A 25,452-nucleotide genomic window follows, 5' to 3' on the forward strand; every position below is an offset into this window, starting at 1 on the left:
GTGCCGAGAGGCGAGCGCGCGATCAGCCGATGCCGAGCTGGACGAAGACCAGCCACGCGAGACCGGGGACGACGGCGATCATCGCGATGGCCCAGATCAGGAGCATGCGGAAGAACGGCTTCTCGTTCTTGGGCTCCGCGCTCGCGAGCAGCAGGGCACCGCTCGTCGACATAGGACTGACGTCCACCACGGACGAGGCGATCGCGATCGTGGTGATGACGCTGATGGCGCCCAGCGCCGGGTCCGCGGCCAGCGGCACCACGACCGGGCTGATCGCTCCGAGAGTGCCGGTCGTGGAGGCGAAAGCGGACAGGACGCCGACGACGTAGCTGGTGGCCAGGGTCGCCGTCGAGCTGGCACCCGCCCCCTCGATGGCGTTGCCCAGCGCGTCGATCGCGCCGATCTCCTTCAGCAGGCCGACGTACATGACGATGCCCGTGACGAGCAGCACCGCCGACCACGGAAGTCCCTCGATGGCCGGCTTCTGGATGCTGGGCCGCAACGCGATGAGGGCCAGCGAGATCACCAGTGCGGAGACCCCGACGTCCAGGTCCAGCACCAACGTCAGCAGCAGCAGCGCTGCGACACCACCGAGGACCGTCAACCGCATGGGGGTGACCTCGGCGGCCGCCACCGGCTCGGCCCGCGTCGCGACTGCGGTGCCGCCACCGGAGAGTCCGGGGTCGTCGACGACTGGGTGGTCGTCCGCGGCCGGACCTCCGCGCTTCGCGCGTCGCCGGACGGTCCACGCCTGGACGGCGGCGTAGCCGACCACCGCGAGGAACGCGTTGAAGGCGAAGCAGTAGAGGTAGAGCTGCAGGGAGCCGTCTGCGGCACCGGCCGCGTCGAGCATCTCGTTCGCCACCACGCCGAAGGGGTTGACCGGTGAGAAGGCCCCCGCGTTGGCGCCCTGGACGATGACCAGGCCCATCGCGAGCGTGCTGATTCCGAAGCGCCGCCCGAGTGCGAGCGCGACCGGAGCGACGATCGCGACCGCCGCGGGCGTGAACGCTCCGGCGGTCGCCAGCAGCGCGGTCAGGGCGAACATGATGACCGGCACGAGAGTGCGCCGCCCGGCCGTGAGCCGTTCAGCCCACGCGGCGAGCATGTCGATCGTCCCGGTGACGCGGACGATCGAGAACAGCAGGGTGGCGCCGACCAGGATGAAGAACAGGTCGGCGGGGAAGACGCCCACGATGGTGTCGGTGTCGAGGTCGGTCAGCAGCAGCCCGACCCCGAAGGTCGCGACGATGGCGATGAGACCGGCGTTGATGTTGGTGACCGCGCCCACGAGGAACGCGGCCACCAAGATCAGGAAGGAAGCAGCCGCAAGGGACATCGTTGTCCTTTCGGAGTGGACGAGTTCAGAGAGCGGAGTTCGGACCTGCGAGCAGGCTCCCGGCGCCCGGAATGGCCGGTTGGTGGCCCAGCGCCTTCAGGATCTCGCGGGTCGTGGCCGTCGCCGCGGTGATCACCGGCAGTTCGAGCTCGTCCTCCGCGCGCTGGACGGCGGCGAGCGAGGGCATCTGCACGCAGGCGGACAAGATCACCGCGTCAGCGCCTTCGCGCCGCAGGTCGCCGGCGATGGCGGGCAGCTTCTCCGGATCCAGCCGGCCGACCGCCACGTTGTTCTCGACCTCGAGGCTGATGTCGTCGAGGATCTCGATGCCCTCGCTCTCGATGTACTGGCGCACCGTCGCGGTGAGCGGACGCATGTACGGGGTGACCATGACGGCCTTCTTCGCGCCGATCTCGGTCAGTGAGCGGACCAGCGCGCCAGCGCTGCTGACGACCTGGGCGGGGTTGCCGTTGTTCCTGGCCGCGTCGGCGATGATCTGCTCGGACTCTCGGTGCGCTCCAGGGCCCTGGGCCATGACCGCGACCAGGCAGGCGTAGGCGATGACGTCCGGTTGGGCGTCGGAGACCGCGACCGCGCAGTCGGCGGCCTTCCCGACCATGGCCGCCAGCTCTTCCTTGTTGACCGTCCGCATGCCGGCGCGCGCGGAGTGGAAGGTGTAGACGTGGCCCGTCGCGGCTGCCTGCCTGCGGAACAGCTCGGGCAGTTCGGTCTCCATCGTGGTGTTCGAGCTCGGCACGATCAGCCCGATCCGGGAGACCCCGGGCAGCTTCGCCGGGGAGTCGCTGTCGCAGGCGCGGTGCTGAGTGGTCATGGTTCTCCTCATTCGTCGCGGGCCAGGGGCTCCGACCCCTCACGATCATCACATCGTGAGTTAGTGACTCATAATGTGAATTGCTATAGTCCATGTCAAGACCACGGCGTGAGCGCGCCGGTTCCAGACTTTCCGAGAGGGGTGCGCGGTGGTGACCGAGCGAGGTCCAGGCACTCCGCCGCTGCTGGTGCTCGAGAAGATCAAGCGGATCCTCGACTGCTTCTCCGTGTCGGCCCCTGAACCGAGCCTGCGTGAGATCGTGCAGCTCAGCGGGCTGAATCAGAGCACGTGCCAGCGCTTGGTCCACAATCTCGTGCGCGAGGGCTTCCTGGACCGCTCCGGGGACCGCTACCGGATCGGGCTGACGCTGGTGCAGCTCGCGGCACCCGGCACGTTCGGGCTCGACATCGTGCAGCGAACGAAGCCGGTGCTGCAGCGGTTGTGCGACGAGACCGGCGAGACCGCGTGCCTCTACGTGCGCGACGGCGCGTTCAGAACGGTGATCGCCGTGGCGGAAACGCGTCACATCGTGATGCGTCTGTTCAAAGTCGGCATGGTGATGCCGCTGCACGCCGGTGCCCCGGGCAAGGTCTTCCTGGCCCATGACCCCGCAGCGCGCGCGGACGTGGTCAGGGAAGGGCTGTCGAGGTACACGGCGCACACGCCGACCGACATCGACGTGTTGGACGCGCAGGTCGAGCTCGCCAGGGCCCAGGGCTACGCGGCGTCCTTCGAGGAGCGGCACGAAGGCGTCGGCTCGATCAGCGCGCCGGTGTTCGACCACGCTGGCGAGTTGGCGGCGGTGCTCGGAATCGGAGCGCCGACGCAGCGGGTCACCGAGGACGATGTCGACAAGATCGCGCCCCTGGTCGTCGCGGCCGGGCAGGACGCCAGCACCGCACTCGGGTATCGGCCGAGCAAGATCCATCCCGCCTGAGCACCAGGCCGACTGCCTCACACGGAACCCGCGCGGGGTCAGGTTCGGATCAGCTGGTCGCGCTTGTGCGTGATCTCGTCGAGCAACTGCTGGAACGATGTGGCGAACTTGTCCACGCCTTCGCGCTCCAGCACCGCGGTGACGTCGTCGTAGTCGATGCCGACGGCGGCGAACTGGTCGAGCAGGCCGCGCGCCTGGTCGACATCCTGCTCCAGGGTGTCCGCGACGTGGCCGTGGTCCTGGAAGTCGTCCAGGGTCTGCCGCGTCATGGTGTTCACGGTCTGCGGTCCGATGAGCTGCTCGACGTAGCGCACATCGCGGTACTGCGGGTTCTTCGTCGAGGTCGAAGCCCACAGGCAGCGCTGCGGGGTCGCACCGGCGGCTGCTAGCTCCTCCCACTCGGCACCCGCGAACAGCTCCTTGTAGCCCTGGTAGGCGAGTTTGGCGTTGGCGATGGCCAGGGTGCCCTTGAGCTCCTGGTGCCCGCCGATGGCGTCGAGCCGGCGGTCGGCTTCGGTGTCGACGCGCGACACGAAGAACGACGCCACCGAGGCGACCGATCGCAGGTCGCCGCCGTTGTCCCGGAGCCGCCGCAACCCCCGCAGGTAGGCCTCGCCCGCGGCGCGGTGCCGGTCCAGGGAGAACAGCAGCGTGACGTTGACCGGAATCCCGCTGGCGATGGACTCCTCGATGGCGGGCAGCCCGGCCCGCGTGCCGGGGATCTTCACGAACAGGTTCGGCCGGTCGATCAGCTGGTGCAGCCGCGAGACCTCGGCGATGGTGGCCCGGGTGTCGTTCGCCAGGTTCGGGTCGACTTCGAGGGACACCCATCCGCCGAGGTTGTCCTGATCGCGGTCGAAGACCTCGCGGAGGGTGTCGCACGCGTCCCGGATGTCCTCGCGCGCGACGGCCAGGAAGATCTCCTTGGGATCGGATTCCGCGGCCAGCAGGTCGCGGAGCTGATCGTCGTAGTAGTCCCCCTCCGCGATGGCGCCTTGGAAGATCGTCGGGTTGGACGTCACCCCGGCCAGGCCCCGCTCGACGAGGCGGGCCAGGTCGCCGTCGCGGATGAACTTCCTGGACAGGTAGTCGACCCAGGCGCTCTGCCCGTGCTCGGCCAACGCGTGCAGCGGTGTCCTCATGGCGCCCTCCCGTGCGAGCCGTGTCCAGCGGTCTACCCGGAAGATCCGGCGGTCACACCCGGCCGCTGCGCACCGGTGGCACCTGGGCCGATCCGGTGAACATCTGAGGGCGGGATCGATCTGGGCGAAGACGGGGGTGTGCGTCGGCGAGGTACTGGGTAGCGCGCTGGGCGGCCGGTGAACATCGACGAAGAGGAGGAGTGAGAGCACGTGGCCGCGACCTCTCGTCTGCCCAAGCCCGTCAGCGAGGCCTGGCACTGGCAGCTCCACGCCGCCTGCCGGGACGTGAGCGTCAGCCGGTTCTTCCACCCGGAGAACGAACGCGGCACCGCGCGCGACGACCGCGAGGAGCAGGCCAAGCTGATCTGCGCGCGGTGCCCGGTGGTGCGGCAGTGCCGCGAGCACGCGCTGAAGGCCCGCGAACCGTACGGCATCTGGGGTGGCCTGGGTGAGCGGGAGCGGCGCGAACTGATCGACCGGGGCCGCGTGGCGTGACACCGGAAGCACCTGCGCACGTGATCACCTGCTGACACAGGTGGTCTGCACGGCGGAAGCGGTGCGTGGGCCGCAGGTCGAGATGCAGTACCAGACCGTGACGTACCTCGCAGGCGAAGCGCCGGGCTCGGCGGCAGCGGCCTGGGGTTGAAGCCCCGGTGCGGTCGGGTAGCCGAGGGCCGCGACCCCGACCGGGACGACGTGGAGGAGGTTCGTCCGGATGTACCACGCCAGGAAGCTGAGAGGTGCGGCGCGCCGCATCACCGCGAGGCTGTCCGCGCGTCGCGCGGTCCCGAAGCAGCGATCGGGCCCGCCGGGCCTCTTGCGCACCGGCCCCAGCGGTCCGGAGGTCTTCCGGGAGTTCGTCGGAGATCGAAAAGGCGGGGACCGCCGGAGGTGAGGTGCTGCGCCGCCGCTGGTGGTGGCCTGTGCGCTGGCGGGCACCGTCCTGCACGACATCGACCTCACCGGGCGCGAGGAACTGGACCTGGCCGGGGCTGGACGGACTCCGCGTCGGCACGAACGCGGTGCACCTCGACCTGAACGCAGCACCGACCGCATCGAACTCGAACTCCGGCTGGACCTCGAACACGGCGGAACCCTGCCCCACGTCGTGCGCCGGGAGGAAGCAGCTACTGCCTGGTTCCGCCGGTCGGGTTCGCCTTCTCAGCGCTCACCGTGGTGAGGTGGCGGCGCATGGCCTCCGACGCCTCGTCGCGCCGGTCGGCCAGGAGCAGGTCGGCGATCTCGACGTGCTCGCGGCACCGGATGATCGCCCGGTCACGCGCCAGCGAGCGGCGGTACTCGATGAGGCGGCGCAACCGGTCGATGCGCTTGAGGGTGTCGATGAAGAACGTGTTGCGGCTGCACTCCGCGATCGCCTCGTGGAAGCCGCTGTTGAGGTCGAACAGCTCGGCGTTGCCGACCGTCCAGATGTCTCCGCCGACCAGCCGCTGCTGCTGGGCGCGCACCTCCTCGATCGCCTCGCGGTCGAGCTCGAAGGTCGGTTCGAGGATGGCGGCGGGCTCGATGACCAGCCGGAACCGGTAGCTGTCCTGGTAAGCGCGCAGGGTGGTGAGCATGGGCTGGAACTCCCAGCCGTAACCGGGACGCCGCTCGATCCAGCCCTCACCGCTGATCCGGTGCAGGATCCGAGAGAGCTGGGCGGGGGTGAGGTCGTAGTCGCGGGCGAGCCCGTTCTCCGTGACGCGGTCGGGGAGCTTGCCGTCGAGCCGGTCGGCGGCGATGCGCAGGTACAGCTGCTCGGTGTCGTCGACGTCGGTCTCCGCGGCGGGGAGTTCCCCGGCGGTGCGCAGGACTACGTACCCGCCCCGGTCGGCGACGCCGACGACACCGTCGTCGGCCAGCAGCCGCAGCGCGCTGCGGACGGGGGAGCGCGACACCCGCAGGTGCTCGGCCAGCGTCCGCTCCACCAGCTTGGTGCCGGTGGGCACCTGCCGCTCGCGGATGTAGTCCACGATGCGGGCGGCGGTCTGGCGTGTCAGCGGGGTCGGTGCCACGGTCTGCGTCCCATCCTTCCGGTCGCCGCGGGGTGCGGTCCGGGACAAGGCTAGGACGCGGTCCTCGTCACCGCGGCAGGGCGTCGACGAGGTGCTCGACTGCCGGTGGTTCGGCGAAGTGCGGGCTCGCCAGCTCCCGCCAGCGGGCGAAGCCCGCCGAGGCGCGGAAGGTCACCGTGTGGTGCTCGACGGTCTCCCACTCCACCAGCAGCCGGTACAGCAGCGGGTCCTCCACGCTGCGCACGAGCCGGACGCCGTGGCATCCCCCGGCGGCGAGGAACACCGGGACGGCCTCGGCGACGGCGGCCTCGAACGCCGCCCCGGAACCGGTGTTGATCCGGATGTGCGCGATTTCGATGATCACGTCGTTCGTCCTCTCAGTTCAGGGTGATGGCGCCGGTGAGCACGGTGAAGGCGACCATGCCGAGCGAGACGACCACGACTCGCAGCAGCGCGAAGCGCTGGAACTCGCCGAGGTCCTTGTCGATCAGCCCGAGCAGCACCCACAGCGGTGCCGAAGCCGGGCCGATGGAGTGCAGCATCTGGCCGATCACTCCCGCGCGGGCGATCTCGTAGGCCTCGATGCCGTGGTGGCCCGCCGACTCCGCGAGCACGGGCAGGATGCCGAAGAAGTAGGCGTCGTTGGACATGAAGAAGCTCAGCGGCAGCCCGATCAGCGCGGTGAACAGCGGGATCAGACCGCCGAGGGAGTGCGGGACGACGGAGAGCAGGGTGTTGGCCATCGCGTCGACCATGCCGGTCTCGGACAGGATTCCGGTGAAGATCCCGGCTCCGAGCACCAGCACGACCACCGGTACCGCGTTGGCGGCGTGCTTGCGGACGACCTCGCCCTGCTCGGTGAGCTCGGGGTGGTTGACCAGCAGCGCGATCACCAGACCGGCCATGAACAGCACGGCCGGTTCGGCCACCCCCGCCACGAGCAGGACCAGCAGCACCAGCGTCAGTCCCGCGTTGAACCACAGGCGCCAGCCGCGGGCCTGGTCGTCCTCGGAGCGCTGCTCGCGCAGCTCTCGGGCGACCTCGGCCAGGACGGCGTCGTCGATGCGCTTGCGCTGCCCGCGACCGAGGAAGAAGGCGACGACGATGATCAGCGCCGAGGTCAGCAGCAGGCTCGGGATGAGCGGGTTGAAGTAGGTCGCGGCGTCGAGGTGCAGCACCGAGATCGCCCTGGTGGCCGCACCGCCCCACGGCGTGGTGCCCGAGATCGTGCCCAGCGCCATGGTGGCGATGGTGGCGATGACCAGCGGGTTGATGCCGAGCCTGCGGTAGATCGGCAGGAACGCCGAGCAGATGATCATGTAGCTGGTGGTGCCGTCCCCGTCGAGCGCGACCAGCAGGGCCAGCACGGCCGTGCCGACGCAGATCCGCACCGGGTCCCCTTTGGACAGCCGGATGATCCCCTTGGAGATCGGGTCGAAGAGACCGGCGTCCATCATGACGCCGAAGTACAGGACGGCGAACAGCAGCAGGACCGCCGTCGGAGCGACGGTTTCGATCCCTTCCACGGCCATGTCGCCGAGACTCGCGCCGCGACCGGCGATGATCGCGAAGAGCACGGGCGCGGCGATGATGGCGGCGAACGCTGTCGCGTACTTGCGCATGACCAGCACCATGAAGGTGCCGAGCGTCAAGAAGCCTAGGGTGGCGAGCATCGTTGCTGCTCCAGGTGAGCTTGGGACTTCCGGGCAGGAGGCATCGACCGGGGCGGCCGAGGCCGCCCCGGTGGGGTGAGAACTGCCGTGTTCGGCAGGGCGAGAACCGCGGCCTGCGCCCTGCTCCTGGGGCGCCCAGGGCTGCCGCGGGCCTAGTCGGCGGTGGCGGCGTGTTCGGCGTCGACTCGGGTGGTGATGCCGGTTTCGACGATGGTGCGGGTGGCGTCGACGGAGGCGTAGGTCCAGAGGATGCGCATCGGTGCGGTGGCGGAGGCGTTGCGGAAGCGGTGGGGGACTCCGGCCGCGACGTAGGTGGTGTCGAAGGTGGTGAGTTCGTGCTCCTGGCCGTCGATCTCGACGATGGCGTTGCCTTCGAGGATCACGACGCTCTCCGGGCAGTTGTGGGTGTGCAGCGGGATGCCGACACCGCCTTCGAAGAGCGTCTGCCCGTTGAGGAACACCCGTGCGCCGCGCGCGCGTGTGACCAGCGGGATCGTGCTCGCGCCGCCGCCGCGGGAGAAGGCGTCGAGTTCGGCCGGGCGCAGCACCGAGGCGGGGAACTCCGCGTCGCAGGGGTCGTGGGACTGTGCGTTCATCGCGAACCGATCCAGAGCGTCTTGACGTTGACGAATTCGCGGATGCCCTCCGCGCCGAGTTCGCGGCCGTAGCCGGACTTCTTGATGCCGCCGAAGGGAAGCCGCGGATCGGAGGCCACGAGGCCGTTGATGAACACCGCGCCCGCGTCGATGCGGCGCGCGAAGTCCCTGGCGCGATCGAGGTCGCTGGTCCACAGCGCGGCGCCCAGACCGAACTCCGTCCGGTTGGCCAGCGCGAGCGCCTCCTCGGCGTCGGCGACGCGGGTGATGGCCGCGACCGGCCCGAAGGTCTCCTCGGTGAAGGCGGCCATGCCGGGGGTGACGTGGTCGAGCACGGTGGGCGGGTAGAAGAACCCGGGGCCCTCCAACGGCTTTCCGCCGGTGAGCACCGCCGCCCCCGCCTCCACCGTGCGCTGCACCTGGTCGTGCAGCGCCTCGCGCAGGTTCGCCCTCGCCATCGGGCCGATCCTGGTGGTGGGATCAAGGGGATCGCCGACCGGCAGCGCCCGGGCGGCCTCGGTGAAGGCGGCGACGAAGTCGTCGGCCACGGCCTGCTCCACCAGGAACCGCTTGGCGTTGACGCAGCTCTGCCCGACGTTGGTGAACCTGGCCTGCACGGCGGTCTCGGCCGCTGCGGCGATGTCGGCATCGGCCAGCACGATGAAGGGGTCCGACCCGCCGAGTTCGAGCACCTGCTTCTTCAGCTGCGCCCCGGCCTGGGCGGCCACGATCGAACCGACTTCGGTGGAACCGGTGAGGGTGACCGCCGAGATGCGGTCGTCGGCGATGAGGTCGGCGACCGCGGGCACCGGCAGCAGCAGGCTGCGGCACAGGCCCTCCGGAGCACCGGCTTCGCGGACGACCTCCTCGACGGCCAGCGCGCACTGCGGAACGTTGTTGGCGTGCTTGAGGATCGCGCCGTTACCGGCCGCGAGCGCCGGGGCGGCGAAGCGGAAGTACTGCCAGAACGGGTAGTTCCACGGCATGATCGCCAGCACCACGCCGAGCGGGTCGTAGACCACTGCGGACTCGGCGGCGTTGGACTTCACCGGTCGGCCTGCGAGGTAGTCGGCGGCGTGCTCGGCGTAGTGCTCGCAGGTCAGGGCGCACTTGTCGATCTCGGCTTCGGCCTCGGTGATGGGTTTGCCCATCTCCGCGGTGATCAACCGGGCGTACTCCTGCCTGCCCGAGCGCAGGACCGCGGCGATGGAGCGCAGCAGCGCGACCCGTTCGGAGATCGGGAGCCTGCGCCACTGGCGCTGCGCGGCCACGGCTCCGTCGAGAGCGATGTCGACCTCGGCTGGTGAGTTCGGTTCGAACCGGGCGAGTTCTGCCTCGGTGGCCGGGTTGGTGGAGACGATCACCGCTCGCCGCCCTTCTCGTCCAACGCGGCCAGGACGGCGTCGGTGAACGCTTCGGTGCCCAGGGAGCCGCCGATGTCGCGGGTCCGGGTGGCCGGATCGGACAGCGCGGACTCCACAGCGGATTCGACGAGCGCCGCGGCTGCGGTCATCGTCGGCGCGGTGTGCTTGGTGCCGAGCCAGTCGAGCAGCATCGCCGCGGACAGGATCAGCGAGGTCGGGTTGGCGACGCCCCGACCGGCGATGTCCGGCGCGGACCCGTGCTGGGCCTGGCCCACGCAGATGTCGTGACCGGCGTTGATGGAGCCGCCGAGGCCGAGGCTGCCGGACAGCTCGGATGCCTCGTCGGAGAGGATGTCGCCGAACATGTTCGTGGTCACCAGCACGTCGAAGGTGTGCGGGCGGCGCACCAGCAGGGCGGCGGTGGCGTCGACGATGAGCTCCTCCAGCTCGACGTCGGGGTAGTCGGCGGCGACCTTGCGGACCTCGCGCAGGAACAGGCCGTCGGAGAGCTTGACGACGTTGGCCTTGTGCACCGCGGTCACCTTCTTGCGGCGGGTGCGGGCCAGCTCGAACGCCGTGCGCGCGACGCGCGCGGAGGCCTTGGCCGAGACCTTGCGCACCGACAGGGCCAGATCTTCGTCGGGCATGAACTCGCCGGTCCCGGCAACCATGTTGCGGTCCGAGTAGAAGCCTTCGGTGTTCTCGCGAACGATCACCAGGTCCATCGGGTGCCGCAGGACCGACAGGTCCGGGCGCGAGCGGCACGGTCGCACGTTGGCGAACAGCTCGAAGGCGGTCCGCAGCTCGGCGGAGGGGTTGATGCCGCCGTCGGCGCGGGACGGGTAGTCGTAGTGCTGCACCGGGCCGAGCAGGACGCCGTCGACCTGCGGGATGCGCTCCATGACGCGCCCCGGCAGCGTGGTGCCTTCTTCGGCGAGCGTTTTCAGGCCGATGTCGTGGATTTCGATCTCCAGGCCTAGGCCCAGCAGGCGATCGGTGGCGGTGAGGACCCGGAGGGTGGCGTCGGTGATCTCGGGACCGATGCCGTCCCCCGGCAGGACGAGCAGGTGCACGGTGTCGGGTTCCTTTCCAGGCGGGCCAAGTCGGCCGCGAGGAGAACCCTAGAACCCATCTTGGTTTTTTTCAACCAAGAAATACCAACATCTTCGGCCGCGTTCCCCGCTCCGGGAAAGCTCCGGTCGACACCGGCGTTCGGGGCGGTCAGCTCGTCGAGGGGCGGTTGACCGGGAGGTTGCGGGCGAGGACGCCGGTGAGGGCGAGGCCGCCCGCGGTGACCCAGAGGACTCCGGCCGATCCCAGGCCCGCGGCGACCAGACCGATGGCGCCGGGGATGATGACCTGCCCGGCTCGGTTCCCGGTGAGGCGCAGCGACATCGCGCGGCCGCGCGCGCCCGGCGGGGCGGATTCGGCGAGCCAGGACATCGTCAGCGGTTGCCCGACACCGAGTCCGAAACCTGCGACCGCCACCGCGACGAGCAGCAGCCAGACCGGTACCGGGGCGGCGGCGACGGTGATGCCGACGGCGGCGCCGAAGATGCTCAGGATCAGCAGGCGTCGACGCCCGATCGCCTCGGAGAGCCGCCCGAGGAAGAACCGCGAGGCCATCGACGAGGCCGCGCGCAGCACCAGCAGCGTGCCGATCAGGGAGGAGGCGATGCCGCGTTCGGCGCCGAGCGCGGGCAGGTAGACCAGCGAGATGTCGACCGCGGCGAGCACGGTGCACGCGGTCAGCAGCGCTCCGGCCAGCCCCGGCAGTCGCAGCAGCTGCCGCACGCCGATGTTCTCGGCAGTGGTCGGGCCGTGCTCGGTCCTGGTGCTGTCGACGGCGAAGGTCAGGGCGAACAGGACGACCGCGATCGCGATGCTCCCCTGGAAGATCGGCGTGGTGTCCGGAATCGCCCGCGTCCCGCCGAAGGCCACGATCAGGAGCGGTCCGGCGGCTTGGCCGAGCGAGGCGGCGAAGGTGTAGTACCCGAACGCGGCGTCCATCCGGCCGGATGCCGTGCTGTTGGCCACCAGCGCCTGCTGGCCGACGATCGCGCCCAGGTGCGCAGTGCCGAGCACGACGCTACCCGCCACCAGGCCGGTCACCGTGTCGCCGAGCGTCAGCAGCAGGGTGCCCGCTGCGCACATCAGCAGGCTGCCGACGAGCATCACCCGCCGTTCGCCGAGCCGGTCGACGAGGTGGCCCGCGGGAAGTGCGAGCACCAGCGGGACCAGCGCGAAGCTGCCGGAGAGCACGCCGAGCCAGGACGCCGGAACCCCCAGTTCCAGCGCTCGGTAGGTGGTGGCGGGGCGCAGGACGAAGGTGATGAGCTGGGTCAGCGCGGCGTGGGCGAGCAGCACCCGGACCCGCCAGCTCGCGGTGGTCACTGCTGCAGCAGGCGCCGCGTCGCTTGGGCGGCGAGGCTGGTGTCGATGTGCTCGGTCATCACCGCGGCCGCGCGGTCGGAATCACCGGCGATGATGGTCTCGGCCAGCATCCGGTGCTCCTCGTCCTTCTTGGCCCTGGCCTCCGGACCGCGGTCGACCTCCAGGGCGAACCTGCGGTAGCGGTCGGCCTTGTCCCACAGGCCTTCCAGGGTGTTGATGAGCAGATCGTTGTGCGATGCCCGGTAGATCGCGCGGTGGTAGCGCCGGTGGTGCAGCAGGTGCTGGTAGTCGGGATTTCCCGGCATCGCCCGCAGGCCCTCCAGGGACGCCCGGATCTCGGCGATGTCGTCCTTGGTGCGTCGTTGCGCGGCCAGCGACGCGGCCAGCGGGTCGAGGGATCTGCGCAACTCCAGCAGGTCCCGGTTCTCCTCGGCTTTGAGCTCGGTGACCTTGGCGTCGCGGTGCGCGCCGAGCTCGACCAGCCCCTCGGCCTTCAACCGCCGCAGGGCTTCCCGGAGCGGGGTGGTGCTGATGCCGATGCTGCGCGCGAGCGTGGCCTGGTTGATCACCGACCCGGGAGCGAACTCGCCGGAGAGGATCTTCTCCCGCACCTTGTCGTAGGCCACGTCGCTCTTGGTCATCAGTGGCGTTTCGGGTTCTGTCATCGCCCAACCTCCTGGCTCGTTTATAGCCTACAACACTCCCGTTCTGCTTCGTGCTGACCAGTGGATATGGGCACTTCATAAGCGTTAATGCGGCAACTTTCGCGGGTCGAGGTGGCTTGGAGGCGATCTTGATCGAGGGTTGACGAGGCGAGATTATAACCTCCAGGATGAGGGCGCGCCCCGGCAGCAGCGTGGCTGCGCCGGTCGGCGCCCGCCTCGGATTCGGCAGAGCGATGCGCGCTGGAAGCTCGCGCGATCGAAGCTCTCGGGAAGGACATCGCAGAGAATGCAGACCACGACGAGTCGTTACCGCCTGGGCGTTCTGGAAGGCGACGGGATCGGCCCCGAGATCGTGCCCGCCGCGGTACAGGTCCTCGACGCCGCGTTCGAGACCGCTGGCGTGCGGGTGGAGTGGACCCGGCTGCCGCTGGGCCGTTCCGCGATCGACGAGTTCGGCGCGGCGGTCCCGCAGCACACCCTCGAAACGCTGTCCGAACTGGACGGCTGGCTGCTGGGTCCGCACGACAGCGCGGCCTACCCGGAGCCGCACCGCTCGGCGCTCAACCCGAGCGGCACGCTGCGCAAGCACTTCGGTCTCTACGCCAACATCCGGCCCGCGAAGTCCTTCGAGGGGACCAGGGCGATCGTGCCCGGCACCGACCTGGTCATCGTGCGGGAGAACACCGAGGGCTTCTACGCCGACCGCAACACCCACGCCGGGACCGGCGAGTTCATGCCGACCCCGGACGTGGCCATCGCGCACGGCATCATCACCCGCGCTGCCGTCGAGCGCATCGCCCGCACGGCCTTCCGGCTGGCGCGGGGCCGCCGCAAGAAGCTGACCATCGTGCACAAGGCCAACGTGCTGCGCCTGACCACCGGGCTGTTCCGCGACGTGTGCCGCGAGATCGCCGAGCAGTACCCCGAGGTCGCCGTGGACGACTTCCACATCGACGCCATGACGGTGCACCTGCTGCGCCGGGCCGCCGACTTCGACGTGCTGGTCACCGAGAACATGTTCGGCGACATCCTGTCGGACCTCACCGGCGAGATCGCCGGGTCGCTGGGCATCGCGCCGTCGGTCAACGCCTCCGACGAGGTCGCCATGGCCCAGGCCGCCCACGGCTCCGCGCCCGACATCGCCGGTCAGGACATCGCCAACCCGGTGGCGATGATCCTCTCCAGCGCGATGCTGCTGGACTGGCTCGCCGACCGCCACCAGGACGACTCGCTGCGCCGCGCGGGCCGGATCGTCGAGGACGCGGTCAACGCGACCGTGCGGACCGGGACCGCCACCGCCGACCTCGGCGGCTCGGCGGGCACGGCCGCCTTCGCCGCCGCGGTGGCCGAGACCGTCCGGGCCTCGGCATGAGCCCGCTGGTCGCCCTGGTCCACGCCACGCCCGCGGCCATCGGCCCGGCCCGGACCGCCTTCGCCGAGGCCTTCCCGGAGGCCGAGCTGTGGCACCTGCTCGACGACCGGCTGGCCGCCGACGCCGATGCGGCGGGAGGCCTGACTCCGCCGCTCCGCAAGCGCATGCTCACCCTCATCGGTCACGCCGTCGACAACGGGGCCGACGCGGTGCAGCTGACCTGCTCGATGTACGGGCCGGTGGCCGCGCTGGCCGGTCAGCTCTGGGACGTCCCGGTGCACGGCTCCGACGAGACGATGCTGCGCGAGCTCGGCTGGTCCCGGCCCGCGCGGGTGGGGGTCATCGGTTCGCTGGACTCGGCGGTGGCCGATTCCGCGCGCCGGGTGGCCGAGGTCGTCCCTGGCGCGGAGATCGTCCCGATCACCGCGGCCGGGGCCGCCGAAGCTGCGTCGAGCGGGGACGCCGAGCGCCTGTCAGCTGCCTTGGAGAACGCCGCGCGCGGTCACGAGGTCGGCGTGTTCGTGCTCGCCCAGTACTCGCTGACCCCGCAGTGGATGCGCCTGGAGGCAGCGCTGTCCACCCCGGTGCTGAGCCCGCCGCAGCTGGCGGCGGGTGAACTGCGGCGGAACCTCCTGGAGGCGCCGTGAGCCGCGAGCGACTCGGCGTCATCGCCGACGACTACACCGGCGCCACCGACGTCGCCGCGGCGCTCCGCCGCAGCGGCATGCGCGTGGTGCTCCACTTCGGACTCCCCGGAGCCGGAGCGGCGGTGCCCGACTGCGATGCCGTGGTGATCGCGTTGAAAACCCGCACGATCCCGCCGGTTCAGGCGGTGGAGCAGTCGCTGCGGGCGCAGCGGCTGCTCGTCGAGCGGGGTGCGACGAGGCTGTACTTCAAGTACTGCTCGACCTTCGACTCCACCGACGAGGGCAACATCGGTGCTGTCGCGGACGCGCTGGCCGAGGCCGCGGGGGAGGGCCTGACCATCGTCTGCCCGGCCTCGCCCGAGCACGGCAGGACCGTCTACCAGGGCCACCTGTTCGTGGGCGACCGGCTGCTGTCGGAGTCCTCGATGCGCCACCACCCGCTGACGCCGATGACCGACCCGGACCTGGTGCGAGTGCTGGGCAGGCAGACCGAGCACCCCGTCGCGGCCCTGCCCCTGCCAGTGGTGCGCCGGGGTGTCGAGGCCGTCCGGCTGGAGCTGGACCAGCTGCACGCAGCGGGGTTCCGCCACGTGGTCACCGACGCCGTGCTGGACCAGGACCTGGCGACCATCGGCCGCGCCTGCGCCGACCGCAGGCTGCTCACCGGTGGTTCCGGCCTGGCCGGAGCGCTCGGCGACCCCGGCGCGCGCCCCGACGCGGCGGAAGCGGACCTGCCGGGTGGGCCGGGGATCGTGCTCGCCGGGAGCTGCTCGACGACCACGCTCGGCCAGGTCGCCCGGGCTCGGGAGGACATGCCCTCGTTCCGCCTGCGCATCGGTGCCGAGGCTGAGGCGATGGCCTGGTTGCGGGACCACGCGGGGCAGACGGTGATGCTCTACGCCTCCGCTCCACCGGAGGAGCGGGGCGGCCCCGGGGAGGCCGAGGCCTTCGAGCGGACCCTGGCGGCGCTCGGCGAACGCGCCGTGGAGCTCGGCTACCGGCGCCTGGTCGTCGCAGGTGGTGAGACGTCGGGAGCGGTGGTCAGGGCGCTCGGAGTCGAATCGGTGGAGGTCGCGGCCGAAGCCGATCGCGGAGTGCCGTGGTGCTTGAGCACGACCGGACCCCGCATCGCGCTGTTGCTCAAGTCCGGCAACTTCGGCACCCGCGATCTGCTCAGCCGCGCTGCCGGAGGAGGGCTGCGATGACCGCACTCGCGGACCAGGTCGTCGAGCTGGGGGCGTCGCTGTTCGCGCGCCGGATCACCTCCGGGCGCACCGGGAACATCAGCGTCCGCGACGGGGACCGGGTCCTGCTCACCCCGACCGGGGTGTCCCTGGGCGCGCTCGACGAGCTGTCGGTCCTCAGCGCCGACGGCGAGCACCTCAGCGGTCCGGCCCCCACCAAGGAGGCGTTCCTGCACCTGGCGATGTACCGGGCGCGGCCGGGCGCCTCGGCCGTGGTGCACACCCACAGCACCCATTCGGTCGCGGTGTCGTGCATGGCCGGTCTGGACCCCGGCGACGTCCTGCCGCCGCTGACCGCCTACTACGCGATGCGCGTCGGGGCGTTGCCGCTGGTCCCGTACCACGCACCGGGCGACGCGTCGCTGGGCGCGCTCGCCGAGGAGATGGCCCGCGAGCACCACGCGCTGCTGCTGGCCAACCACGGTCCGATCGCGGCGGGCGGAGACCTCGCCGCCGCGGCGGACGCGGTGGAGGAGATCGAGGAAACCGCCCGGATCTTCCTGCTGCTGCGCAACACCGCGACCACTCCGCTGACACCCGGTCAAGTGGCCGCACTTCGGCGCTGACGTCCGCGGCTCCGCTCGGGGTGCCGTCGCGCACCTGAACTCTTCGACTCCCTTGACGTTTCGCCGCGGCGCCCGTTCGCGCCCATCGCGGCGAGTCCGAACCGGAGGAGCAAAGATGCTCGCAGTTCTGGGATTTTCGACGTTGGGCGTCTTCATGGCGCTGGTCCTGCGCAAGTACCTGACGGCGTTCGTGGCGATCATGATTACCCCGATCGCCTTCGCGGTGGTGGCGGGATTCGGCGCGGACCTGGACTCGATGATGACCTCGGGGCTGGAGACCGTCGCGCCGACCGCGGTGCTGCTGCTGTTCGCGGTGCTGTACTTCGGCGTCATGATGGACGCCGGTCTCTTCGACCCGATCTCCAAGGGGATCATCCGGCTGTCCAAAGGGGACCCGGTGCGGATCTGCGTCGGCACGGCCGTGCTGGCCCTGCTGGTCGCGCTCGACGGGGACGGCACCACCAGCTACATGATCATCTGCTCGGCGTTCCTGCCGATCTACCGCAGGCTCGGCATCAACCCGCTGGTCATCGCCACCATCGCCACCATGGCGCTGGGCACGATCTCGGGCACCACGCCGTGGGGCGGTGCGGCGACCCGCGGCATCAGCGTGCTGCACCTGGACGCGACCGACTACTTCGTGCACATGATCCCGCCGATGGTGCTGACCTCGGGCTTCATCATCGCGGTTGCCTACCTGCTGGGCCGCCGGGAGCGCAAGCAGATCGACCCGGCGACCATCGCCGAGTTCGCAGCGGAGATCGCCGGGCAGGAACGCGACGGCTCGGCGCGCCGCGGCTGGCGCCTGTGGTTCAACGCGGGCCTGACGGTGCTGCTGCTGGTGCTGCTGGTGCTGGGCGTGGCCGAGCTGGTCAACCTGTTCATGGTCGCCTTCGTGATCGCGCTGCTGGTCAACCACCCGAAGCTGACCGAGCAGGGCGAGGTCGTCCGCAAGCACGCCGCGAACGCAGTGCCGGTCGTCATCCTGGTGCTGGCGGCAGGCATCTTCACCGGCATCATGACCGACACCGGCATGACCAACGCCATGGCCACGGCCATGCTGGCGGTGGTCCCCGACTCGCTCGGCAACCTGATCCCGCTGTTCACCGCTGTGATCGGGCTGCCGCTGAGCTTCTTCATGTCCAACGACGCCTACTTCTTCGGCGTCCTGCCGGTGCTCGCCGAATCGGCCTCCCACTACGGCATCAACGCCACCGAGATCGCCCGCGCCGGTGCGATCGGCCAGATGATGCACTCCATCGGCCCGGCCTCCGCGCCGCTGTGGGTGCTGCTGGGGCTCGTCAAGCGAGACCTCGGCGAGTTCCAGCGCTTCGCCCTGCTGTGGGTCCTGGCCGGTTCGGTGGCCTACATCGCCTTCGCGCTCGCAACGGGCGCTATCAGCATCAGCTGAAGAAACGCCGATCCGCGGGCGAAGACGCTCTGCTGCGGAAGAGACCTGGGCTACGCTGCCTGCCGTGGCGGAACAAACGTGGTCACCCAGCCCGGGGGCGCCAGTGGTCGAGTACCGTTCCAGCCGGGCGATGTTCATCGGCGGGCTGGCCATGTTCGTCTTCTTCGGGTTGGCGGCCGTCTTCCCGGACATCGGGACTCCGTCGCGTACTCCGGGGTCGGATTTTTCCCCGGCCTACGGCTCGTTCCTCTGCGGCGCGCTCGCGCTGGGCGGCCTGCTGCTGATGGTCGGATCCGTTCCCCGCACGCATCGCTTCGCCGTCGACGAGCGTGGGCTGTGGTGGCGCGCCGGTCGCAAGTCCGACCTGATCGCGTGGGAGGAGTTGCGCGCGGTGCGCGGCCAGGAACCGCGCCCGCCGGTCAAGGGCGACCCGAACTCGAAGGCGGTGCTGCCAGCCCTCGTGTTCACGCCCGTGGACCGCCGCTTCGCCACCCGCCACCGGGCGCTGCTGCAGGTCCTGCCCACTCGTGATCCGGAAGTGCGACTGCGACTGCCGAACGTCGCCACGGTCCGGCAGTTGGTTCAGGAGATCGCCGGAGTCCGGCCGGACCTGCTCCGCTAGCCCGCGGCTGCGTCTCGACTCGCTCCAACCGCGGTTTTCGATATGCCAGCGATACGCGCCCGCTCCTACGATCGGGGGCATGCGCGTGCTGGTCGTCGAGGACGAGCTGTACATGGCCGAGGCCATCCGCGATGGGCTGCGCTTGGAGGCGATCGCGGCCGACATCGCTGGTGACGGTGACACCGCTCTGGAGATGCTCAGCGTCAACTCCTACGACATCGCCGTCCTCGATCGGGACGTCCCCGGGCCCTCCGGCGACGAGATCGCCGAACGGATCGTCGCCTCGGGCAGCGGTATGCCGATCCTGATGCTCACCGCTGCCGACCGGCTGGACGACAAGGCTTCCGGGTTCGAGCTCGGCGCCGACGACTACCTCACCAAGCCTTTCGAGCTGCGAGAGCTCGTGCTCCGCCTCCGAGCCCTCGACCGCAGGCGCGCCCACAGCAGGCCGCCGGTGCGGGAGCTCGCCGGGCTGCGGTTGGACCCGTTCCGCCGCGAGGTCTACCGGGACGGCCGGTACGTCGCGCTCACCCGGAAGCAGTTCGCGGTGCTCGAAGTCCTCGTGGCCGCCGAAGGCGGTGTCGTCAGCGCCGAGGAGCTGCTGGAACGGGCTTGGGACGAGAACGCCGACCCGTTCACCAACGCCGTGCGCATCACGGTGTCCGCGCTGCGCAAGCGGCTCGGTGAGCCCTGGCTGATCGCCACGGTGCCCGGCGTCGGCTACCGCATCGACACGGGGCCGGGTGGGGGAGGTGAACGTGGATAGGGCGCCTGGGCTGAGCGTTCGTCTCAAGCTCACCTTCAGCTATGCCGGTTTCCTCATGATCGCCGGCGCTGTGCTGCTCGGGGCGTTCGCGGTGTTCCTGGCGGGATACCGGGAGCGGGCGCAGGACGCCGGCCAGGTCGTGATCGCGCCTTCGGGCGCCGAGCTGCTGCGTGAGTTCGCACCGGCGGCCGCGGCCGCGATCGTGTTCCTCCTGGTGTTCGGCTTCGCCGGAGGGTGGGTGCTCGCTGGGCGGATGCTGGCCCCGCTGACCCGCATCACCGATGCCACGCGCACGGCTGCGAGGGGGTCGCTCTCCCACCGGATCGAGCTGGAGGGCCGCCAGGACGAGTTCCGGGAGCTCGCCGACGCCTTCGACGGCATGCTCGCGCGGCTCGAAGCGCACGTCGCCGAGCAGCAGCGCTTCGCGGCCAACGCTTCCCACGAGCTGCGCACTCCGCTCGCGATCACGCAGACCCTGCTCGACGTCGCCCGCAACGATCCGAACCGGGAAAGCAGCGAGCTCGACGAACGACTGCGCACCGTCAACGCCCGAGCCATCGAACTCACCGAAGCACTGCTCCTGCTCAGCCGCACCGACCAGCGCTCCTTCGCCCGGGACGACGTCGACCTGTCCCTCATCGCGGAAGAAGCCGCGGAAACGCTCCTCCCGCTCGCCGAGGAGCACGGCGTCGCCGTCGAAACCTCCGGGGGCATCACCCCGACCGTCGGGTCCCACGCGCTCCTGCTGCAGCTGACCACGAACCTCCTGCACAACGCGATCGTCCACAACCTGCCCGAGAACGGCACCGTTGAGGTCAGCACCGCTGCCGGTCCCCGGGGTGCCGTGCTCACGGTCGAGAACACCGGCAACAAGCTCAGCCCGCACGTGGTCCCCACCCTCACCGAGCCGTTCCAGCGCGGCACCGAACGCACCCGCGGCGGCCACGCAGGTGCCGGTCTCGGCCTGGCGATCGCCAAGAGCATCACCCGGGCGCACGACGGGACGCTCACGCTCACCCCTCGCCCCGACGGCGGGCTCTGCGTCACGGTACGACTACCCGCCGCTCGGCAGGTCCCGTAGGACGCTGTTGGTTCGTGGCGCTCCGATCAGGATTCCCCGGTTCGCGTGGAACCGCTCGAACACGTGCAGGGGTAGCGCTGCGGAGTCCGAGTTGTGGGAGTAGCCCGACGGGTTGTGGAACCGCAGCACTCCGTCCTCGACCGCGTGGACCAGCACGAGGTGGCCTCCTCGTTGCGGAGCGCGGGTATCGGGGTCGCGAATCTCGGGAGACACCGAGGCGATGAGGACCTGCCCGGGCCGCACCTCTCGGCTGGAGACCTGAATCGGCGTGCGCTCGACCAGTTCGCAGCGGAATCCGAACTGCGAGCTGACCCAGGCCATGAACGGCCGGTAGATGAGCCCTCGGACCCTGCCGGAGGGCTCCACGACGTAGCAGCCCCGCTCCAGGGCCAGCGCGAGGAGTTCGCCCATCGTCATCCGGACATCGGTCCAGCCGCGCAGCAGCGACTGCAGGCAGGCCAGACCGCAGACCTTGCGGGACCAGAACAGGTACTCCTCGTTCGAGCGGTATCCGTCGGCGGCCCAGTCGTGCCGCCGGGCGCGCGGCAGGAAGACCTCCAGCCCCGCTCGGTCGGTGCGCCGCACGACGACCTCGTCGTTGCGCTCCAAGCTGCCCCACTGCGAGACACAGCGGAGACGCCGGTCAGACGACGGGAAAGTCGAAGTAGTCATCGGGATGGGGCTCGTTCCTGAGCGTGTAGTGCCACCATTCGCGGTCGTACCGGTCGAACCCGCAGTCCTCCATGATGGAGCGGAGGTGCTCGCGGTTCCGGGCCTCGGTCGGCGTGATCCCGCGGGCACCGTGATGTGAGATCGGGTCCATGAGGTCGTGGCGGCCGCCCATGGGCGCCAGCTCGCCGGTGGCGAGGTGGTAGAGCGTCAGGTCTACGGCGCTGCCCCGGCTGTGGCCGGATTTCGCGGCCACGTACCCGTGCTCGACCATCTCGGTGCGGTCGATGTTCGGGTAGTGCCGCATTTTCGTCCGGCCGTCCTCCGGCTGTTCGGCCCAGCGGAGGAAGCAGGCGACGGCGCGCTGCGGGCGGTACCCGTCCCAGAGGAGCAGCCCGAAGCCGAGGGAGGCCGCCTTCTCGCGCGCTTGCTCCAGGGCCGCGCACAGGGACCGGGTGCCGACGATGCGGTTGGCGAGGTAGCCGTCCACCGGCTTGCCGGTGAAGTTGTCCCAGGTGGCGTACTTGGCGTCCCAGCGGATGCCCGGCACCCAGTCGTCGACGTAGCCGAAGTCGTTCACCGCTTCGCCCCGTGCAACGTCGTGGAGATGAGCCGGTCGATCAGGTCGGGCAGCGGCACCCCGGCGGCGGCCATCATCCGCGGGTAGCGGCTGTAGGAGGTCATGCCGGGCATGGTGTTGACCTCGTTGAGGACCACCTGCCCGTCGTCGGTGAGGAACATGTCGACGCGGGCGAGCCCCGCGCAGCCCAGGGTGCGGTAGATGGTCTTCGCGGTCTCCTGGACGAGCTGGCGCGATTCGTCGGAGATGTCGGCGGGAACGACGAACGTCGAGTTCTCCGATCCGGTCTCGGGGGAGTCCTCCTGGTGGATCCGGAAGAACCCGTGCGAGAGGTCGACCCGGTCCACCTCGCCAGTGACCAGGCCGGACGGTTCCTCCAGGACCGCGCAGCCGATCTCGCTGCCGGACACGGCCTCCTCGATCAGGACCTTCGAGTCGTACTGCCGCGCCGCGCTCAGCGCGCTCGGCAGCTCATCGGCCCGGGTGACCTTGCTGACGCCGAACGAGGAGCCGGAACGGGCGGGTTTCACGAAGACCGGATACCGGAGGCGGTCGGGATCGACCTCTCCGTCCTCCGCGACCACCCACCAGGTCGGGGTGGCGATTCCGGCGCTCCTGGCGAGGGTGTAGGCGAGTGCCTTGTCCATGCACGCGGCCGAGGCCTGAACGCCGCAGCCGACGTAGGGGATGCCGGAGAGCTCCAGCAAGCCCTGGATCGCGCCGTCCTCGCCGAGCCTGCCGTGAAGCACCGGCAGGACGACGTCGAGGTGCACCGCCTCGTAGCCGTCGCGCTCCCCGATCAGCAGGCCGTGCACGCCCCGGTCTGGTGACAGCGTGACCGGACGAGCGTTCTCCCAGTCCGCGTCGGGGCCGTCGCAGAGCCTCCAGTCGCCGTCGGTCGTGATGCCGATCCAGAACGGCTCGTACTTCTCGGTGTCGAGGTTCCCCGCCACCTCCCGCGCCGACTTGACCGAGACGGGGTGCTCCTCGCAAGCACCTCCGAAGATGATTCCGACCTTCAACCTGCTCATGCGGTTCTCCCGTTCTCGAAGTTCAGGCAGTTGAGGAGGCTGTTCTCGACCACGTCCCGCAGGGCGTGCTCCGTGTAGTAGGCGGAGTGCGGGGTGATCAGCACGTTCGGCAGGCGCTGCAGCCGCACCAGGGCCTCGTTCCCGAGATGCCTGTTCCGGCAGTCGGCGTAGAAGATCCCTTCCTCGCCTTCGATGACGTCCAGCGCCGCACCGCCCAACCTGCCGCGCTCCAACGCCGACAGGAGGGCCTCGGTGTCGACCAGCGGTCCGCGCCCGGTGTTGACCAGGTACGCGCCGTGCTTCATCCGCTCGATGCGGCGGCGATCGAGGAGGTGGTGCGTGTCCTCGGTGAGCGGGGTGTGGAGCGTGACGATGTCGCTCCGCTCGATCAGCTCGTCCAGAGGTACGTGGTCGGCGCTGGCGCGGGACGGCCTGTCGTGGGGCAGGACGCGGCACCCGAAGCCGCGCAGCCGGTCGATCACCGCGGTGCCGATGCGCCCCGTCCCGACCACGCCCACGGTCAGATCGCGCAGCTCCTTGCCGCGGGCCTCGAGCCGGTAGTCGTGAGAGTCGGTGCGGCGGACGGTGGATTTCGCGTGGCGCACGGCCATCAGCATCAACATCACCGCGTAGTCCGCCACGCTGTCCGGCGAGTAGGCGACGTTGCCCACCGAGATGCCGACGCGCTCGGCGTGCTCCAGGTCGATGTGGTCGTAGCCGATGCTCCTGGTGGAGATGTATTCCACACCGGCTTCGCGGAGCGCCAGGAGCGTCGAGCTGGTGATCCGGGCCTTGTGGCTCACGCTGATGCACCGACCACCGCGCGCCAGTTCGGCGTTGGCTTCGCAGACGGCCGACTCGACGATCGTCGGCGATGCACCGAGGCGGGCTCCCACCTCGCGGAACACGGCGGCTTCGTCCGGGCTGCACCCGAAGACCGTGAGCGAGGGGGACGGCTCGGCCATCGCCGGGGAGCGACGGTCCGCGGTCGCTCCGCTGTGGATCGAACCCAGTTCGCTGGCCATGCTTCAAGTCAAGACAGCGCGGTGTTGCCAGCCTGTATGAGTTTTTCGATATGCGGACGATATGCCGCTCGATTCGCCCGCCAGGTCCACCGGGCCGACCGGAGAGCCCGATCGGCCCGGGGCGCGAGAAGGCCGAGCGGGGTCAGGCGGTGAGCGCCCCGTTCGGTGTGCGGGTGGATTCGGGGTCGTACCGGCGCAGGCCCACCAGGACGAGGGCGCCGAGCGCGACCACCGCGGCGGCGCCGACGTAGAGCTGCGTCGCGGAAGCCCCCGCGTCCTTGAGCACGCCCGCGATGGTCGGGGACAGGATGGCGCCGATGCGCCCCATCCCGAGTGCCCAGCCCATGCCGACGCTGCGGACGTTGGTCGGGTAGAGCGGCGGGCCGACGGTGTAGGTACCGGCGATGCAGCCGTTGATCAGAGCGCCGACGACGACGCCGATGCCGAACCCGAGCCAGAGAGTCGAGGCGCTGATGATGAAGACGATCATCATCGCGGCCGAGAGCAGGGAGAACCCGATCAGCACGACCCGCGGCGCGCGCACGCGGGCGGCGACGCCGTAGAGGACCGAGCCGACCGTGCCGCCGAGTGAGATCGCCATCCCGGCTGTCACCGCCGCGCTCTCGGAGAGACCTTCCTCGACCAGCAGCGTGGGGGTCCAGCTGTTGACGAAGTAGAAGCCGAACATGACCGTGATGAAGGTGAGCCAGAGCAGGATCGTCGGGGTCAGGAGCTGCTTGAGCCATCCCGCGCCGGTCCGGCCGGTGTCCGCCCGGGTGGTGGCCGCCTCGTCGAGGTCGGCGTCGGTGACGGCCGCCACCCGCATCCGGGCCAGCGTCCGGTTGATCCGCTCCAGCGCGCCGCTCGGACGGCGCTGTTCGAGGAAGGCGACCGACTCGGGCAGGACGGCGGCGATCACGACCAGGGCGAGCAGGGTCCCAGCGCCCCCGGCGTAGAAGACGATTCTCCAGTCGCCGCCCACGGTGGCCTTCGCGACCAGGCTGGCCGCGGTGGCGCCGATCCCGTACCCGGCGGTGTAGATGCCGATGGCGAGGCCGCGGTTCTTGGCGTTGGAGAACTCGCTGGCGATCACGTTGGTGCTGGCCAGGATGCCCCCGACACCGATGCCGGTGATGAGGCGGAACAGGCCCATCACCGTCACCGACGGTGCCGCGGCCGCGCCGAACATGCCGATCGTGGCGAGGGCGAGGCTGATCAGGATCAGCGGGCGCCGACCGATGAGGTCGGCGAAGGGGGCGAGCAGCATCGAGCCGATCGCCATCCCGATCAGCCCGACCGAGACCAGCAGGCCGAACTCCGAGCCGGTGAGCGCGAACTCCTCGGTGACCGACGGCCCGGTGAAGGCGACTGCCATGACGTCGAAGCCGTCGAGGCAGTTCATGAAGGTGCACAGCGCGACGATCAGCCATTGGTAGCCGCTCATCGGTGCCTGCGAGATGCGTGCGGTGACGTTCATGGGG

General features: G+C 70.2%; 26 protein-coding genes. 10 read left to right on the plus strand and 16 right to left on the minus strand.

All coding sequences use genetic code 11. From position 1 onward, the window contains the following. Positions 1 to 22 precede the first annotated feature (22 nt). Positions 23 to 1,339 carry an SLC13 family permease gene (locus F1721_RS00505; protein WP_150064498.1) on the minus strand — a complete coding sequence of 439 codons (1,317 nt, stop codon included), beginning with the start codon at positions 1,337 to 1,339 and terminating at the stop codon, positions 23 to 25. Between the two features lie 25 nt (positions 1,340 to 1,364). Beyond that, the gene (locus tag F1721_RS00510; RefSeq protein ID WP_150064499.1) at positions 1,365 to 2,171 is read right to left on the minus strand and encodes a maleate cis-trans isomerase family protein; all 807 of its coding nucleotides are present in this window, start codon (positions 2,169 to 2,171) and stop codon (positions 1,365 to 1,367) included. A 148-nt stretch (positions 2,172 to 2,319) separates the two neighbouring features. Between F1721_RS00510 and F1721_RS00515 the strand changes: the two genes are divergently transcribed. Continuing rightward, on the plus strand, positions 2,320 to 3,108 hold the full coding sequence (locus tag F1721_RS00515; RefSeq protein WP_246153955.1) for an IclR family transcriptional regulator: 789 nt from the start codon (positions 2,320 to 2,322) through the stop codon (positions 3,106 to 3,108). A 38-nt stretch (positions 3,109 to 3,146) separates the two neighbouring features. Here F1721_RS00515 and tal read toward each other — a convergent pair whose 3' ends face one another. Beyond that, on the minus strand, positions 3,147 to 4,250 hold the full coding sequence (gene tal / locus F1721_RS00520; protein WP_150064500.1) for a transaldolase: 1,104 nt from the start codon (positions 4,248 to 4,250) through the stop codon (positions 3,147 to 3,149). A gap of 210 nt (positions 4,251 to 4,460) precedes the next feature. Here tal and F1721_RS00525 point away from each other — a divergent pair, with 210 nt between their 5' ends. After that, positions 4,461 to 4,745 carry a WhiB family transcriptional regulator gene (locus tag F1721_RS00525; protein ID WP_150064501.1) on the plus strand — a complete coding sequence of 95 codons (285 nt, stop codon included), beginning with the start codon at positions 4,461 to 4,463 and terminating at the stop codon, positions 4,743 to 4,745. Between the two features lie 632 nt (positions 4,746 to 5,377). Here the strand turns inward: F1721_RS00525 and F1721_RS00530 are convergent. The 8 genes from F1721_RS00530 to F1721_RS00565 form a co-directional block, all read right to left on the minus strand. After that, complete coding sequence (locus tag F1721_RS00530; protein ID WP_211840266.1) at positions 5,378 to 6,265, minus strand: GntR family transcriptional regulator; 888 nt, start codon at positions 6,263 to 6,265, stop codon at positions 5,378 to 5,380. A 67-nt stretch (positions 6,266 to 6,332) separates the two neighbouring features. Beyond that, on the minus strand, positions 6,333 to 6,629 hold the full coding sequence (locus F1721_RS00535) for an antibiotic biosynthesis monooxygenase family protein (RefSeq protein ID WP_150064502.1): 297 nt from the start codon (positions 6,627 to 6,629) through the stop codon (positions 6,333 to 6,335). Positions 6,630 to 6,642: 13 nt separating this feature from the next. Further along, positions 6,643 to 7,938: a CitMHS family transporter gene (locus F1721_RS00540; RefSeq protein ID WP_150064503.1), complete on the minus strand. Its 1,296-nt coding sequence runs from the start codon at positions 7,936 to 7,938 to the stop codon at positions 6,643 to 6,645. A gap of 152 nt (positions 7,939 to 8,090) precedes the next feature. Next, the gene (locus F1721_RS00545; protein WP_150064504.1) at positions 8,091 to 8,534 is read right to left on the minus strand and encodes a cupin domain-containing protein; all 444 of its coding nucleotides are present in this window, start codon (positions 8,532 to 8,534) and stop codon (positions 8,091 to 8,093) included. Then, complete coding sequence (locus F1721_RS00550; protein ID WP_150064505.1) at positions 8,531 to 9,898, minus strand: NAD-dependent succinate-semialdehyde dehydrogenase; 1,368 nt, start codon at positions 9,896 to 9,898, stop codon at positions 8,531 to 8,533. The genes F1721_RS00545 and F1721_RS00550 overlap by 4 nt, the downstream gene beginning before the upstream one ends. Further along, on the minus strand, positions 9,895 to 10,971 hold the full coding sequence (locus F1721_RS00555; RefSeq protein WP_150064506.1) for an isocitrate/isopropylmalate dehydrogenase family protein: 1,077 nt from the start codon (positions 10,969 to 10,971) through the stop codon (positions 9,895 to 9,897). Before F1721_RS00555 ends, F1721_RS00550 begins: the two co-directional genes overlap by 4 nt. A gap of 148 nt (positions 10,972 to 11,119) precedes the next feature. Beyond that, positions 11,120 to 12,292, minus strand: coding sequence for an MFS transporter (locus F1721_RS00560; RefSeq protein ID WP_246153963.1), 1,173 nt, complete (start codon positions 12,290 to 12,292; stop codon positions 11,120 to 11,122). After that, the gene (locus F1721_RS00565) at positions 12,289 to 12,957 is read right to left on the minus strand and encodes a GntR family transcriptional regulator (RefSeq protein ID WP_150064507.1); all 669 of its coding nucleotides are present in this window, start codon (positions 12,955 to 12,957) and stop codon (positions 12,289 to 12,291) included. The genes F1721_RS00560 and F1721_RS00565 overlap by 4 nt, the downstream gene beginning before the upstream one ends. Positions 12,958 to 13,243: 286 nt before the next feature. On the opposite strand from F1721_RS00565, the gene F1721_RS00570 reads away from it, so the two are divergent. The 8 genes from F1721_RS00570 (at position 13,244) to F1721_RS00605 (ending at position 20,666) form a co-directional block, all read left to right on the plus strand. Next, complete coding sequence (locus F1721_RS00570) at positions 13,244 to 14,329, plus strand: isocitrate/isopropylmalate dehydrogenase family protein (protein WP_150064508.1); 1,086 nt, start codon at positions 13,244 to 13,246, stop codon at positions 14,327 to 14,329. Further along, positions 14,326 to 14,976 carry an Asp/Glu racemase gene (locus F1721_RS00575; RefSeq protein WP_150064509.1) on the plus strand — a complete coding sequence of 217 codons (651 nt, stop codon included), beginning with the start codon at positions 14,326 to 14,328 and terminating at the stop codon, positions 14,974 to 14,976. Before F1721_RS00570 ends, F1721_RS00575 begins: the two co-directional genes overlap by 4 nt. Continuing rightward, entirely contained in the window at positions 14,973 to 16,181 is a 1,209-nt protein-coding gene (otnK, locus tag F1721_RS00580) for a 3-oxo-tetronate kinase (protein WP_211840267.1), read from the plus strand. Before F1721_RS00575 ends, otnK begins: the two co-directional genes overlap by 4 nt. Continuing rightward, on the plus strand, positions 16,178 to 16,786 hold the full coding sequence (gene otnC / locus F1721_RS00585; protein WP_150064510.1) for a 3-oxo-tetronate 4-phosphate decarboxylase: 609 nt from the start codon (positions 16,178 to 16,180) through the stop codon (positions 16,784 to 16,786). Before otnK ends, otnC begins: the two co-directional genes overlap by 4 nt. 115 nt (positions 16,787 to 16,901) lie before the next feature. Next, complete coding sequence (locus F1721_RS00590; protein ID WP_150064511.1) at positions 16,902 to 18,197, plus strand: CitMHS family transporter; 1,296 nt, start codon at positions 16,902 to 16,904, stop codon at positions 18,195 to 18,197. A 103-nt stretch (positions 18,198 to 18,300) separates the two neighbouring features. Continuing rightward, a complete protein-coding gene (locus F1721_RS00595; protein WP_150064512.1) occupies positions 18,301 to 18,819 on the plus strand; it encodes a hypothetical protein in 519 nt (172 codons plus the stop codon). A 79-nt stretch (positions 18,820 to 18,898) separates the two neighbouring features. Next, entirely contained in the window at positions 18,899 to 19,585 is a 687-nt protein-coding gene (locus F1721_RS00600) for a response regulator transcription factor (protein WP_150064513.1), read from the plus strand. Continuing rightward, a complete protein-coding gene (locus tag F1721_RS00605) occupies positions 19,578 to 20,666 on the plus strand; it encodes a sensor histidine kinase (protein ID WP_150064514.1) in 1,089 nt (362 codons plus the stop codon). The genes F1721_RS00600 and F1721_RS00605 overlap by 8 nt, the downstream gene beginning before the upstream one ends. Here F1721_RS00605 and F1721_RS00610 read toward each other — a convergent pair. From F1721_RS00610 to F1721_RS00630, 5 genes are all read right to left on the minus strand, one after another. Continuing rightward, positions 20,640 to 21,275, minus strand: coding sequence for a hypothetical protein (locus tag F1721_RS00610; protein WP_150064515.1), 636 nt, complete (start codon positions 21,273 to 21,275; stop codon positions 20,640 to 20,642). The two genes, F1721_RS00605 and F1721_RS00610, sit on opposite strands and share 27 nt — an antisense overlap. Before the next feature lie 34 nt (positions 21,276 to 21,309). Continuing rightward, complete coding sequence (gene vanX / locus F1721_RS00615; protein ID WP_150064516.1) at positions 21,310 to 21,915, minus strand: D-Ala-D-Ala dipeptidase VanX; 606 nt, start codon at positions 21,913 to 21,915, stop codon at positions 21,310 to 21,312. Further along, positions 21,912 to 22,946, minus strand: coding sequence for a D-alanine--(R)-lactate ligase (gene vanA / locus F1721_RS00620; RefSeq protein ID WP_150064517.1), 1,035 nt, complete (start codon positions 22,944 to 22,946; stop codon positions 21,912 to 21,914). The genes vanX and vanA overlap by 4 nt, the downstream gene beginning before the upstream one ends. Then, positions 22,943 to 23,911, minus strand: a complete 969-nt coding sequence (locus tag F1721_RS00625; RefSeq protein WP_150064939.1) for a D-isomer specific 2-hydroxyacid dehydrogenase family protein — start codon at positions 23,909 to 23,911, stop codon at positions 22,943 to 22,945. Before F1721_RS00625 ends, vanA begins: the two co-directional genes overlap by 4 nt. Positions 23,912 to 24,113: 202 nt before the next feature. Continuing rightward, on the minus strand, positions 24,114 to 25,448 hold the full coding sequence (locus F1721_RS00630) for an MFS transporter (protein ID WP_150064518.1): 1,335 nt from the start codon (positions 25,446 to 25,448) through the stop codon (positions 24,114 to 24,116). Between the last annotated feature and the right edge of the window lie 4 nt (positions 25,449 to 25,452).

Source organism: Saccharopolyspora hirsuta, assembly GCF_008630535.1.
Taxonomy (GTDB): domain Bacteria; phylum Actinomycetota; class Actinomycetes; order Mycobacteriales; family Pseudonocardiaceae; genus Saccharopolyspora; species Saccharopolyspora hirsuta.